Below are 13300 nucleotides of genomic sequence, written 5' to 3'. Positions count from 1 at the left end.
GTGCCGCGCCATCCGCAGGAAAGACTTGATCGGGGGTGGAAGTTCCGCCATCTGGGTTTCATACTTCACGTTGGTAACGGACGGCCCCGGAACGGGCCGATAGCAATAAAAAAGGTCCGACAACAATGGCTTCCGACAGACAGAACCTTCAGGACGCGTTTCTCAATCATGTACGCAAGACCAAGGTTCCCGTAACGATTTTCCTGATCAACGGGGTCAAGCTTCAGGGCGTGATCACCTGGTTTGACAATTTCTGTGTTCTGCTGCGCCGCGACGGTCAGGCGCAGCTGGTCTACAAACACGCGATTTCCACCATCATGCCGTCGCAACCAATCAACCTTTACGAAGGTGAAGAGGGCGCTTGATCCCACATGAAGAGGTGCCGACGCGCGCCTATGTGATCCATCCTGACCTACGGCGCGAAGAGGCACGGCATGCCCCGGAATACGCTCTGGAAGAGGCCGTCGCACTGGCCCATGCGCTTCCGGGGTTGCAGGTGCTGGATGCGCAGGTCGTGCGTCTGGCCAAGCCGGTGCCGGCGACCCTTTTCGGGTCCGGCAAGGTGGAGGAACTGGGCGCGGCGCTGAAGGCCCGCGAAACCGAACTGGTGCTGATCGACGGGCCGGTGACGCCCGTCCAGCAACGCAATCTGGAAAAGGCCTGGGGCGTGAAGCTTCTGGACCGGACCGGGCTGATCCTTGAAATCTTCTCGGACCGGGCGCGCACCCGCGAGGGGGTGTTGCAGGTGGAGATGGCGGCGCTGTCCTACCAACGGACCCGCCTTGTCCGCGCCTGGACCCACCTTGAACGCCAGCGCGGCGGGCTGGGCTTCGTCGGCGGCCCCGGCGAAACCCAGATCGAGGCGGACCGCCGTGCCATCGACGAACAGCTGGTGCGCCTGCGCCGTCAGCTGGAACGCGTGGTGCGGACCCGTGACCTGCACCGCCAGGCCCGCGCCAAGGTGCCGTTCCCCATCGTCGCGCTGGTCGGCTATACCAACGCCGGGAAATCCACGCTGTTCAACCGGCTGACCGGCGCCGACGTGTTGGCCAAGGACATGCTGTTCGCCACTCTGGACCCGACCATGCGTCGCCTAAAGCTGGACACCGGGGCGGAGATCATCCTGTCCGACACCGTGGGCTTTATCTCCAACCTGCCGACACAGCTGGTGGCGGCCTTCCGCGCCACGCTGGAGGAGGTTCTGGAAGCTGATCTGATCCTGCATGTCCGCGACATTGCCCATCCCGAGACGGAGGAGCAGAAGGCCGACGTGTCCGACATCCTTTCCGGTCTGGGTGTGCGGGAGGAGGTGCCGGTGCTGGAGGTCTGGAACAAGATCGACCTGCTCCCCGAGACGGAGGCGGAAGCCGCCCGCGCCCGTGCCGAACGGGCCGAGGAGGTGATGGCGATTTCCGCGATCACCGGCGAGGGGCTGCCGCCGCTGCTGGAGGCCGTGACCCGGACGCTGGATTCCGAACGCATCGCCGAAGAGATCCGTCTTGGTTTCTCCGACGGAAAGCGGCGGGCGTGGCTGTTCGCCGAAGGGATCGTCCAGGAAGAGCGCCAGGACGAGGAGGGGTTCGTGTTGTCAGTCGCCTGGACCGCGCGGCAGAAAGCCCGGTTCCAGGGGATGTAATCCCCTGCCAGACCCTCGCCAGCGTCGGGTTGGATGATCGATCGGGAATGGCGCCTGAGGCGCCATCGCTGCGCGGCCGGTATTTGACGCCCGAAGGGGCCCCGCCGGGCGCCCGGACCGATCGGGCGGGACATGCGAGGCCGACGGCGCGGCGGGTCGGCCATGGATTTGGCGCAGCGTAGATGCCGTTTCGACGCGGATTTGGGGAGACCCGCAGGGGCCGCAGGGGCCGCAGGGGCCGCGGGTCTTTTCCCCTCAGGCTTCTCCGGCCTCGGTCAGGCGGGTCCGGGCGTCGTCGGACAGGGTGAGCGTGGCCGCGGCGATCAGGCTGTGGAGCTGCCTGGCAGACGTGGCGGAGGCGATCGGCGCCGTCACGCCTGGCCGCGCGCGCAGCCAGGCCAGCGCCAGTTCTGCCTGCGGTCGGCCGGTTTCAGCCGCGATATCGGCCAGGGTGGACAACAGGCGCTGCCCGCGCGCGTCGAAATATTTGCCCAACCGATGCGCGCGGGCGGTCTTCTCCGTCTCGGCGGCGTTGCCGTATTTGCCGGTCAGGAAGCCGGAGGCGAGGGAGAAATAGGTGATCACCCCGATCTCGTTGGCGGAGCAATATTCGGCCAGCGGCCCTTCGAACGTGCCGCGGTCATAGAGGTTGTATTCCGGCTGAAGCACCTGGTAGGGCGTCACATTCAGCTTCTGCGCGGCGGAGGTCGCAGCCTCCATCATCGGGCGGTCGAAGTTGGAGCAGCCATAGGCACGGATCTTGCCCGCCTGTTTCAGCCTGTCGAAGGCCTCAAGCGTTTCGGCATGGGCGGTGTCAGGGTCGGGCCAATGGGCCAGGTAGCAATCGATGTAATCGGTCTTGAGCCGCGACAGGGAGCGTTCGACCGCCTGTTCGATATAGGCGGCCTTCAGCGTGCGGCCCGCGCCCATGTCGGACCCGACCTTGGTGATCAGGGTGATCCTGTCGCGCATGCCGGGGTTGGCGGCCAGCCAATTGCCGATCACGGTTTCGCTTTCGCCGCCGGAATGGCCATCAACCCAGCGGGAATAGGCATCGGCGGTGTCGATCGTGGTCAACCCGGCCTCCAGCATCTGCGACAGCAGCCGGTGGGAGGTGGTTTCATCCACAGTCCAGCCAAAGACATTGCCGCCGAACACGATGGGCGAAATGTTCAGGCCGGTACGGCCAAGGGGAAGCGGTTGCATGTCGGTCCTTTCTGTCAGGGGGCGGCAGCCTGCCGGCGCGCCGGTTGCCGGGCGGATCAGGGTCTGGGGCGCAGCGTGGTGATCCCCACAGCCGCCGCCCGCGCCAGACCGATGTCCAGGGACATGGGGATATATTCGCCCCGCCGCCAGAGTTCGCCCAGATCGTCGTAATGGCGCGACAGCGGGTGGCCCGATTGCCCGGTGGAGGTCACGAAGACCGAGGAATCGGGATCGGCGAAATCATAGACCCCACGATACCCCGCGCCATGCACGTTCTCGAACGGGTTGGCGCCGGCGCCGCGGGTCACGCCCCGGTTCAGGGTGTTGTCCCCGCCGGAGGTCGATTGGCGGATGTTGACGAAATAGCGCAGCACCGGAACCTCGCCCAGGGTCTGGTGATCATGGGTGGCCTGGTGCGCATCGCCCCACCGCAGCGATTCCAGGTTGCCGCCGTAGCGTTCACTGATCCAAACCAGCGCATCGTCAAGCGCGACGCGCGCCACGTCGGAACAGGTCTCCACCGGGGTGGAGCGGCGGATGTCGCACCATTCCGCCGCGCCGTCGATGTCGCGGAAGACCCGTTCGATGAACACCGGCTGGATATGATCGAATTCCGCCGCCAGCGGCCCCAGATCATCCGCGATCAGCCGCCGTTGGAGGGCCTGCAACCAGGCGTTGTAGATCAGTGGCTCGGGCAGGTGTTCGTTCATCTCGCCGTTCCAGTCTGCCAACAGCGCCAGCGCGTCCTGGCGCAGCCGCTCCGGCGTGCCTTCGGCGGCGGCCTCTCCGGTGAACCACAGGTCACGCCCGATCAGCGGCAACAGGGAGCGCGCGGTGAAGGACACGGTGTCCAACTGCGCCTCGATGAAGCTGTCGCGGGTGTGCACCTGGCGCGATTGCATCAGCAGCTGCCAGCGATGGACCCGCTGCGTGTCCCCCCAGTCGAAGGAGACGTGATCGGGAAAGGGCCGGTCGATGATCTTGTTGTTGGTATTGCCAAGGATACCCCCGGCCGGGGCCAGGAATTCAGGGTTGCGCGAGACCGGCAGAATGCCCTGCCAGCGGTTCTGCGCCTTGTAGCCAAGAGCGGGCAGGCGGCCCTGGCTGTCATGGGCCGGGTCGCGGGCGGGCATGGCGCCGATCAGCTTCATGGCGATGGTGTCAGCATCGGCCAGGGTCAGGTTCTGAGCCGGGGCGACGTGGTCGCGCGTCGCCTCGATCGCCTGTTCGACGGTCTGGGCACCCATCAGGCGGATCCCGGCGCCCAGCGTGGTGTCACGATCGCTGAGCGCGGTCCAGGACAGCGCCGCCACATGGCCCGGCGGCGTCACCTGGCCCAGGTTGTAGCGGCTGCCCGGCAGCACGGGGCCGTTGTCGGTCCAGCGCAGGGTCAGGGTGATCGGCGCGGCATCCTTGACGTTGATGATGGTCTTGCGGGTTTCGAACCGCTTCCAGCCATCGGGGGTGCGATATTCCTGCGGGTTCTCGGGGTTCAGCTCCTCGATCAGGATGTCCTGGTCATCCAGGTAGGAGGACGTCAGCCCCCAGCCCAGCCGCTGCGACCGGCCGGTCAGGATCGACGGGATGCCGGGTATCGTGGCACCGATCACCCCGCCGGAGGACAGCTCCATCCGGGCGAGGTACCAGATCGTTGGCGCGGAAAAGCCCAGATGCGGATCATTGGCCAGCAGCGTCCCACCGGAGGCGGAGCGGTTGGGCGCTGCTGCAAAGGCATTGGAGGCCCCCGCGAAGATCATCGGGTGCACCGGCTCGAACGGATCGGGGGCGCGTTCCGCCACCGCCGCCACCTGCCGCGCCGAGGTGCCGGGGACGAGGCTGGCGTAATCGGGCAGGGCGGCCAGGCCGGGGCCGGGCACGTCGGGCAGGATGTCGGCAATCATCTCCTCCTGCGGCAGGACAAGGGAGGTGCGGGCGCGCCGGACCTCTGCCGCCAGATGGCCGGACAGCTGCACCGCCATCAACTTGCCCATGGCGATGGAATCAGCTGGCGACCATGGGGAAATCGGCGCGTTGAACAGGAACATCTCGGGCGCGCCCCGGCCCAGGGCGTCGCGGTTGACCTCCTCCAGCCGGGCATTGACGCCGGCGGTGTAGGATTCCAGCGCCATGGTGGTACGCGCGTCCTGCGCCGCGACCGAGCTGCGCGCCAGGTTGTAGAGTCCAAAGCGCCGCATGATCTTGTCAACTTCGACCGTGCGGGGGCCGAAGACCTCGGACAGGCGGCCCTGCACGGTGCGGCGCATGGTGATCATCTGCCACAACCGGTCCTGCGCATGCGCATAGCCCAGGCCAAAGAACACATCCGCATCGGTGGAGGCAAAGATATGCGGCACGTTGGCATTGTCGCGCACGATCTCGGTCTGCGAGGAAAGTCCCTTGACCGTCAGTACCTTGTCGTAGTCCGGCAGGGAGCGGGAGGCGAGGAAATAGACCCCGATGACAGCGAGGACCACCAACACGATCAGCCCCCCTGTCAGACGGATGAGCCAGCGGAACATCATTCTCATGCGGGCGAAACTCTCCTGGCTTTCCGTGGTCTTGCCTTGCCATCCGGGAGCATGACGGACAGAAAAGCTGTGGCAACCGCAATACAGGGGATTTTGTCATGGCGAAAGTCGCGTTTCTGGGTTTGGGCGTAATGGGCTATCCGATGGCGGGGCATCTTGCCGCCGCCGGGCATCAGGTCACGGTCTACAACCGCACCGCAGCCAAGGCCGAGGCCTGGGTGAAACAGCATGGCGGCGCCATGGCCGCCACGCCGCGCGCCGCGGCCGAAGGGGCGGAGTTCGTGATGAGCTGCGTGGGCAATGACGACGACCTGCGCGCCGTCTGCACCGGGGCGGAGGGCGCCTTTGCCGGGATGGCGGAGGGCGCGGTGCTGGTCGATCACACCACCGTTTCGGCGCGGGTGACGGAGGAGCTGCACGAGGCGGCCGCCGCGGCAGGACTGGGATTTGTCGATGCCCCGATCTCGGGCGGGCAGGCGGGCGCCGAAAACGGCGTGCTGTCGGTGATGTGCGGCGGCGCGCAGGACGCGTATGACAAGGCCGAGCCGGTGATCGCCGCCTATGCCCGCATCTGCCGCCGCCTGGGCGACAGCGGCGCCGGCCAGATGACGAAGATGTGCAACCAGATCGCCATCGCCGGCCTGGTCCAGGGGCTGAGCGAGGCGCTGCATTTCAGCCAGCAGGCCGGGTTGGACGGCGCGGCGGTGGTCGAGGTGATCTCCCAGGGGGCGGCGGGATCCTGGCAGATGGAAAACCGGCACAAGACCATGCTGGCGGATGAGTTCGAGCATGGATTCGCCGTGGACTGGATGCGCAAGGACCTGGGGATCTGCCTGTCTACCGGCGACGAGATCGGCGCCAGCCTGCCGGTCACCGCGCTGGTCGATCAATTCTACAAGGATGTGCAGAAGATGGGCGGCGGGCGGTGGGACACCTCCAGCCTGATCAAGCGGTTGCGCGACCTGGGCTGATCGGGCGAGGCGGGTCGGAATTGGCCCGCCTGCGGCGGACCAGCCTCCGGCGGCGGTATTTCCCGCCCGAAGGGGGCCCCGCGTCGCGCCCCGCTTCGGACGGGCGCGCACCGGTGTGCAGGGGATGGGGTCAGGCGTGGCGGGGATCAGTGGGTGGCTGTCTTGGAAAACAGTTGGATCACCGCGATTCCCGCGACGATCATCGCCAGACCCAGGATCGCCGGCAGATCCAGCCGCTGACCAAAGGCGACGCGGCCGATCACCGCGATCAGCACCACGCCCAGACCCGACCACAGCGCATAGACCACGCCCACCGGCATGGCGCGCAGGGTCAGCGACAGGAAGTAGAAGGCCAGCCCGTAGCTGATCACCACCAGCACCGAGGGCAGGGGTCGGGTGAACTGCTGGCTGGCCTGCAACGCGGTGGTGCCGATGGTTTCGGCCAGGACGGCGATGACCAGGGTCAGATAGGCGGGCATGGGCGGCTTCCTCAGCTGGCGACGTACCAGTCGCGGCGGTGGTTGATGGTGATCACAAGGTTCAGCACCACGGCGCCCAGCACCGACAGCGCCAGACGGTCCCAGGGCAGCACGAAGGCGGCGAAGACGAAGACGCAGGCGTCGAAGATCAACTGGGTATAGCCCGCGCGGAACCCGAGGCGATCCTGAAGGTATAGCGCCAGGATGCCAACCCCGCCCAGCGATGCGCCATGCCGGAACAGCGCCAGCAGCCCGGCCCCCGCGCACATGCCGAACAGGACCGCGCCCACGACCGGGTGCAGCTGGTCGAACTGCACCAGCTGCGGCAGCACCGCCGACAGCCCCGACAGAAGCGCCACGGCGGCAAAGGTCTTGAGGGTGAAGCGCAGGCCCATGCGGCGATAGCCGAACCAGTAGAAGGGCAGGTTCACCACGAAGAACACCAGCCCGAAGCTTTGCCCGGTCACATAGGCCAGCAGCACAGCCAGGCCGGCGGTCTGACCGGTGGCCAGTCCCAGATGGGTCAGCATGGTGATGCCGAGCGCGGTCATCGTCGTGCCGAAGGCCAGGCCCTGGGCATCGGCCAGCGGGCCGTGGCGATGGACGGGATCGTCGGTCCGGGGGGTGCTGCTCATGGTCAATCCGCGATATACCGGTCGCGCCGGTGGTTGAAGGCGATGACCCCGTTCAGGATCACCGCTCCGAACAGGGAATAGAGCACCACACGCGTCGGGAAAAGCGCGAAGGCCACCGCGAACAGCACCCCATCCACGATGATCTGCACATAGCCCGCGCGAAACCCGGTTCGGTCCTGGATCATCAGGGCGACCACGCCCAGCCCGCCCAGCGACCCCTTGTGCCGGATGACCCCCAGCAGACCGAACCCGGTGAGCACGCCGAAGATCACTGTTCCCAGCACCGGGTCCAGCGTCTTGAACGCCAACCCCAGCGGCAGGTAATCCACCATCAGCGACAGGGCGACGACGCAGAAGGCCGATTTCAGCGTGAATTCCGCCCCCAGCCGCCGCCAGGCAAAGGCATAGAAGGGCACGTTCACCGCGATGAAGACCGGGCCGAAATCCCAGCCCGTGGCGTAGGAGATGATCAGCGCCAGCCCCGCCGTCTGCCCGGTCAGGAACCCCAGAGACGTGAGGAAGACCAGCCCGACAGAGGCGGTGAGCAAGCCAATGGCCAGGCCCTGCACATCCTCCAACGGGGTGTGGCCCTGGCGGTATTCGGTGGGGATTTCTATCGGTGCGGGCATGGGGCAGCCATGGGACGCGGGCGCGCGCGGTGCAAGGGTGACGCGGCGGGCGGGATCAGAGAGGCGGGCAAAATGCCCGTGGCTTGGGCGCACCGGGATGCGATGCCGGCCAGACGATCAAAGCGCAAAGACGCGAATAGGGGGCCGGCCCGCATAGCTGCCAGGACGGGGGCCTGAGCGGATGATCGGGGCGCGGCACCGGCTTGGGCCGGGACTTGGCACAGCGCACCGTCCCGCGCGTCCTGCACGCGCCGCCCGGCGACTGCGCCAGCGGGCGGCACGCGGGGGTCAGCCGGCGAGCGCGGCGTTCAGGTTCTCCTCGATCTTCTCAAGGAACCCCATGGTGGTCAGCCACCCCTGATCCGGGCCGACCAGCAGGGCCAGGTCCTTGGTCATGTGGCCGCTTTCGACCGTGTCGACGATGACCTTTTCCAGGGTTTCGGCGAATTTGGTCAGGGCGGTGTTGCCGTCCAGCGTGGCGCGGTGTTTCAACCCGCCGGTCCAGGCGAAGATGGAGGCGATGGAATTGGTCGATGTCGCCTCCCCCTTCTGGTGCTGGCGGTAGTGGCGGGTGACGGTGCCGTGGGCGGCCTCGGCCTCCACGATCTTGCCGTCGGGGGTGCGCAGTTGCGAGGTCATCAGCCCGAGGGAGCCGAAGCCCTGCGCCACCGTATCCGATTGCACATCGCCATCGTAATTCTTGCAGGCCCAGACAAAACCGCCGTTCCACTTCATCGCGCAGGCGACCATATCGTCGATCAGGCGGTGTTCGTACCAGATGCCGGCGGCTTTGAATTTCTCGGCGAATTCTTCCTCGTAAACCTGCTGGAACAGCTCCAGGAACCGGCCATCATATTGTTTGAGAATGGTGTTCTTGGTGGACAGGTAGACCGGCCAGCCCAGTTCCAGCCCATAGTTCAGCGAGGCGCGCGCGAAATCCAGGATGGAGGCATCGAGGTTGTACATCGACATGAACACCCCGGCGGAAGGCGCGTCGAAGACCTCGTGTTCGATCTCCTGCCCGTCCTCGCCGACGAATTTCATCGTCAGCTTGCCGGGGCCGGGGAATTTCATGTCCGTCGCCTTGTACTGATCGCCAAAGGCATGGCGCCCGATCACGATGGGCTTTGTCCAGCCGGGCACCAGGCGGGGCACGTTGCGGCAGATGATCGGCTGGCGAAAGACGACACCGCCCAGAATGTTGCGGATCGTCCCGTTGGGGGACCGCCACATCTTCTTCAGGCCGAATTCCTCCACCCGCGCTTCGTCGGGGGTGATGGTGGCGCATTTGACGGCGACGCCGATCTCCTTGGTCTTTTCTGCCGCGTCGATCGTCACCTGGTCCTCGGTGCGGTCGCGTTCCTCGATCCCCAGATCGTAATACAGAAGATCGAGATCCAGATAGGGCAGGATCAGCTTGTCCTTGATGAATTGCCAGATGATCCGGGTCATTTCATCCCCGTCCATCTCCACAATGGGGTTATCCACCTTGATCTTGGTCATGGTCCGCACCTTTCGGGTCAGGATTGAATCGTCCTTGGGCGCGACATAGCGCATCGCCCCCCATCGGGGAAGCGAGGAGACCGGCCCGGCGCGGCTTCTGATCGGATCAGGGGGTCTTGCTGCGGTCCAGCTGCCGCATTTTCAGTAGTGGCGGCAGGGCCAGCAGCGACAGGACCAGCGCGGCCAGCACCAGCGGCAGGGTGGTGCCGTCGAAGGTCTGCCCGACCAGCAGCGCCACGATCCCCGCGCCCACGGTGGAAATCGCGCCCATGACCGACGCGGCCAGCCCCGCGATATGGCCCAACGGCTCCATCGCCAGGGCATTCAGGTTCCCGATGGTCAGGCCCATCTGATAAAAGGTCGCCGTCTGCCAGGCAAGGAAGCACCAGAAATAGATCCCCGCCGGGATATCCATCAGCGTCAGAATCAGTATCACGGCGCAGAACACCATGTAGCAGGACAGCGCGATGGTGATCAGCAGCCGCATTCCCAACCGCATCACCAGCGCCGCATTCACCATGGAAGAGGTCGCGCAGAACATCCCGATGGAAAAGAAGATCACCGGAAATTGCTCCGCCTTGTCGAAGGTCACGTCGAACACCGGCTGGATCAGGCTGATCATGGAGAACAGGATGGAAAAGATCAGCGTCTGAACCAGGATCGACAGCCGCACCATCGGGATGGCCATCATCTCGCGCAGCGCGAGGATCAGCTCTCCGGGGCGGAACGGGCGCCGCCGGTCGACGGGCAGGGGTTCGGGCAGGCGGATGCTGAACCACAGGACCGAGATGGTGCCGAAGAACAGGAAGGCGATAAAGATGGAGCGCCAGCCACCCAGGTCGATGATAAAGGCCCCGATGAAGGGCGCCATGGCCGGAAAGACGGTGAAGACGATCATGACAAAGGACACGATCCGCGCCATCTGCCGCCCGGAATAGAGATCACGGATGATCGCCTGCGAGACCACGCGCGGCCCCGCCGCCCCCAGTCCCTGAACGAACCGCGCCAGCACCAGAAGCTCCAGCGATCCCGCAGCCCAGGCCGCCAGCGCGCCAACAAGGTAGAGCCCGGTAAACGCCACCACCACCGGTTTGCGCCCGAAGGTGTCGGACAGCGGGCCGGTCACCAATGTGCCCGATCCCATGCCGACGATGAAGCCCGCAATGATGAACTGCGCCTTGTTGGGATCCAGCGGTGTCAGCCCCTCGGCGATTTCGGGCAGGGCGGGCAGCATGGAATCGATGGAGAAGGCGACAGTGGCCACCATCATCGCCATCAATGCGACGAATTCGATCTGCGAAACACGAGAACCCATGTGACCTCCGACGGGGTGAACCCGCAGGCGTTACCACCTTGGCCGGCGGAGGGCCAGAACACTGCGCCGCACAGACGCCTCCGCAATTGTGCGAAGATTGATAAGCCGGGGGCAGCGCTGGTGCGCGAGTGCTTGGGTCGGGGAGCGATCAGCCCTGTTCGGCCAGCCCTTCGGTGATCTCGTCGATGACCTTCAGCCACAGTTCCGGCGGTTGGGAACCGGGCACCGCGTGTTTCTGTGCCACGATGAAGGTCGGTACCGAATTCACCCCCATCTGACGCGAATGGGAATCGCGGTCACGGATCATCTGGCTGTCGTTCTCCGAGGCCAGCAGCCGCCGCACGACAGAGGCATCCATGCCTGCCCCATCGGCCACGTCGGCCAGCACGTCATGGTCCGAGATATCGCGCCCGGCGACGAAATTGGCCTGAAACAGCGCATCGACCACGGCGCCCTGTTTCTCCTCCAGCCCGGCCCAATGGATCAGGCGGTGCGCGTTCAGCGTGTTGGGCGTGCGGGGGATCGCGTCCAGGTCCATCGGCACGCCGGCCTCTTCGCCATGGCGGGCGATGCGGCCGTAGACCTCGCCGGCCTGGTCACCGAACTTCCCTTCCAGATAGGCGCGCCGGTCCATGCCTTCGGGCGGCATGTCGGGGTTCAGCTGAAAGGGATGCCATTCGATGACAAAGGGATGGCCGGGCCGCTGCGCCAGCGCGCGGTCCAGCATCGTCTTGCCGATATAACACCAGGGGCAGATCGGATCGGACAGGATATCGAGTTTGACGTTCACGTCGGGCATGGAGAGGTCTCTTTCCGCTGGGATCGGGGAAGGTTCAGACTGCCGGGGTGGCGCGCGCCACCCAAAGCTGGCGCAGCGCGCGGCGCTGAAGTTTTCCGTTGGGATTGCGCGGCATCTCATCCAGATGGACGAAGGCGCGGGGCTGCTTGTACCGGGCCAGCCGGTCGGCGGCGGCGGCTTTCAGCATCGCCTCCTCCAGCGGGGCGGGACCGGTGTAGAAGGCGATGATCAGCCGGGCATCGGCCTTGACCTCGCAATCGGTGACACCGATTTCGGTAATGCCGGGCAGGTCGGTCAGCGCCTGCTCCACCTCGATCGGGGAGACGCGGTAGCCGCCGGCATTCATCATGTCATCATCGCGGCCCAGGTAGGTGATCTGGCCCTCGCCATCCATCACGCCCTGATCACCGGTCTGGAACCAATCGCCCGCGAACCGGGCCTGCGTCTCGGCTTCCGCACCCAGGTAGCCCAGCATCAGGCCCGGATCGTCGCGATGCACGGCGATCACCCCTTCCTGGCCCAGTGGCACGGGGCCGTCGGCGCCGATCAGCGCGACGCGGCGCCCGATCTGCGGACGGCCCAAGGTGCCCGGATCGGCAGGCCGCGACGGCGAAGACGACACGAAGGTAGAGCATTCCGACATGCCGAACGCCTCGTAAAGCTCCAGCCCGGTTGCGGTTTTCCAATCCGCGCGGATCGTGTCCGACAGTTTTTCCCCCGCCGTCAACCCGTGGCGCAGGCGCGGCAAGTCTATGCGGGTGTGATGCTGCAAGATCTTGCGGTAAACACCTGGGGCAGCAGCGAAAATCGTTGCCTCGTGGCGCCGAAGAAGCAGCGGCAGCGCCTCTGCGCCGATGCCCGCGGCGGGGATCAGCGCGGTGGCGCCCACGGACCAGGGATCCATCAGCCCGGTGCCCAGTGTATAGGTCCAGTTGAACGCGCCCGCGTGCAGCAGCCGGTCATCGCCGCCCAACCCGTACCAGCCGTCATGCATCATCCGCCGTGCCCAGATCGCGCGGTGGGCATGGCAGACAGCACGCGGATTGCCCGAAGTGCCGGAGGTAAAGACGATATAGGCCAGCCGGTCCGGGTCGCCCATGGCGTAATCGGCGGGTGGCAGGTCGCGCATGGCGCGCAGCGCGGGCGCGTCGAAACAGGGCAGATCGGTGTCGGGGCAGGCGATCCCGTCACCGCGCAGGATGGCGGACGGATTCAGCGTGGCGATCATCTTCGCCACCTCCGGCGCCGTCAGCTGGGCAGAGGTCGGAACCGGCACCAGACCGGCGGCGATGGTGCCCAGAAAGGCGATCGGGAAATCCACGTCATTGCCCAGCCGCATCAGCACGATCTGCCCAGGCTCCAGCCCGGCCCGCAACAGGCCGGTGGCGGTGCCGCGCACGGCGGCCTCCAACCGGGCAAAGCTCCATCTTTCGGCGCCGGACAGGCCCAGGACGGACAGGGCGATCTTGTCGGGCAGATCCCCGGCGCTGCCCAGCACATGGGCGGCCAGGTTGAACGGATGCGGGCAGGGCGCGGGTGGCCCCTGGTCAAAGATCGAGAGCATGGCCAAGGGTTAAGGCCCGTCGGGTGCGGTTGCAA

Annotated in this window: 12 protein-coding genes; 3 read left to right on the top strand and 9 right to left on the bottom strand. The window is 66.0% G+C overall.

Annotated elements, in window-relative coordinates:
- The first annotated feature begins 125 nt into the window (after positions 1–125).
- Both hfq and hflX read left to right on the top strand, forming a co-directional pair.
- The gene (gene hfq / locus G5A46_RS13835; RefSeq protein WP_163850248.1) at positions 126–365 is read left to right on the top strand and encodes an RNA chaperone Hfq; all 240 of its coding nucleotides are present in this window, start codon (positions 126–128) and stop codon (positions 363–365) included.
- Positions 362–1636: a GTPase HflX gene (gene hflX, locus G5A46_RS13830; RefSeq protein ID WP_163850246.1), complete on the top strand. Its 1275-nt coding sequence runs from the start codon at positions 362–364 to the stop codon at positions 1634–1636. The genes hfq and hflX overlap by 4 nt, the downstream gene beginning before the upstream one ends.
- A gap of 255 nt (positions 1637–1891) precedes the next feature.
- Here hflX and G5A46_RS13825 read toward each other — a convergent pair whose 3' ends face one another.
- Positions 1892–2842 carry an aldo/keto reductase gene (locus G5A46_RS13825; protein ID WP_163850244.1) on the bottom strand — a complete coding sequence of 317 codons (951 nt, stop codon included), beginning with the start codon at positions 2840–2842 and terminating at the stop codon, positions 1892–1894.
- Between the two features lie 56 nt (positions 2843–2898).
- Entirely contained in the window at positions 2899–5370 is a 2472-nt protein-coding gene (locus tag G5A46_RS13820) for a penicillin acylase family protein (protein WP_163850241.1), read from the bottom strand.
- A 41-nt stretch (positions 5371–5411) separates the two neighbouring features.
- Between G5A46_RS13820 and G5A46_RS13815 the strand changes: the two genes are divergently transcribed.
- Entirely contained in the window at positions 5412–6341 is a 930-nt protein-coding gene (locus G5A46_RS13815; protein WP_275585272.1) for an NAD(P)-dependent oxidoreductase, read from the top strand.
- Positions 6342–6487: 146 nt separating this feature from the next.
- On the opposite strand, the gene G5A46_RS13810 is transcribed toward G5A46_RS13815, so the two are convergent.
- The 7 genes from G5A46_RS13810 to G5A46_RS13780 form a co-directional block, all read right to left on the bottom strand.
- Positions 6488–6820, bottom strand: a complete 333-nt coding sequence (locus G5A46_RS13810; protein ID WP_163850237.1) for a DMT family transporter — start codon at positions 6818–6820, stop codon at positions 6488–6490.
- 11 nt (positions 6821–6831) lie between these two features.
- Positions 6832–7455 carry a YitT family protein gene (locus G5A46_RS13805; protein WP_239520917.1) on the bottom strand — a complete coding sequence of 208 codons (624 nt, stop codon included), beginning with the start codon at positions 7453–7455 and terminating at the stop codon, positions 6832–6834.
- 2 nt (positions 7456–7457) lie between these two features.
- Entirely contained in the window at positions 7458–8084 is a 627-nt protein-coding gene (locus tag G5A46_RS13800; RefSeq protein ID WP_163850235.1) for a YitT family protein, read from the bottom strand.
- 288 nt (positions 8085–8372) lie between these two features.
- Positions 8373–9587 (bottom strand): NADP-dependent isocitrate dehydrogenase, encoded by a 1215-nt coding sequence (locus G5A46_RS13795; RefSeq protein WP_163850232.1) that lies wholly within the window; start codon positions 9585–9587, stop codon positions 8373–8375.
- Positions 9588–9693: 106 nt separating this feature from the next.
- The gene (locus G5A46_RS13790; RefSeq protein WP_163850230.1) at positions 9694–10902 is read right to left on the bottom strand and encodes a multidrug effflux MFS transporter; all 1209 of its coding nucleotides are present in this window, start codon (positions 10900–10902) and stop codon (positions 9694–9696) included.
- A 148-nt stretch (positions 10903–11050) separates the two neighbouring features.
- Positions 11051–11701 (bottom strand): DsbA family oxidoreductase, encoded by a 651-nt coding sequence (locus G5A46_RS13785; protein ID WP_163850228.1) that lies wholly within the window; start codon positions 11699–11701, stop codon positions 11051–11053.
- A gap of 34 nt (positions 11702–11735) precedes the next feature.
- Positions 11736–13265 (bottom strand): class I adenylate-forming enzyme family protein, encoded by a 1530-nt coding sequence (locus G5A46_RS13780; protein ID WP_163851142.1) that lies wholly within the window; start codon positions 13263–13265, stop codon positions 11736–11738.
- Between the last annotated feature and the right edge of the window lie 35 nt (positions 13266–13300).

This window comes from Pseudooceanicola aestuarii (genome assembly GCF_010614805.1).
In the GTDB taxonomy this organism is placed as follows: domain Bacteria; phylum Pseudomonadota; class Alphaproteobacteria; order Rhodobacterales; family Rhodobacteraceae; genus Pseudooceanicola; species Pseudooceanicola aestuarii.
The sequence above is the reverse complement of the archived record's forward strand: the minus strand, read 5'-3'. Positions and strand labels throughout refer to the sequence as shown.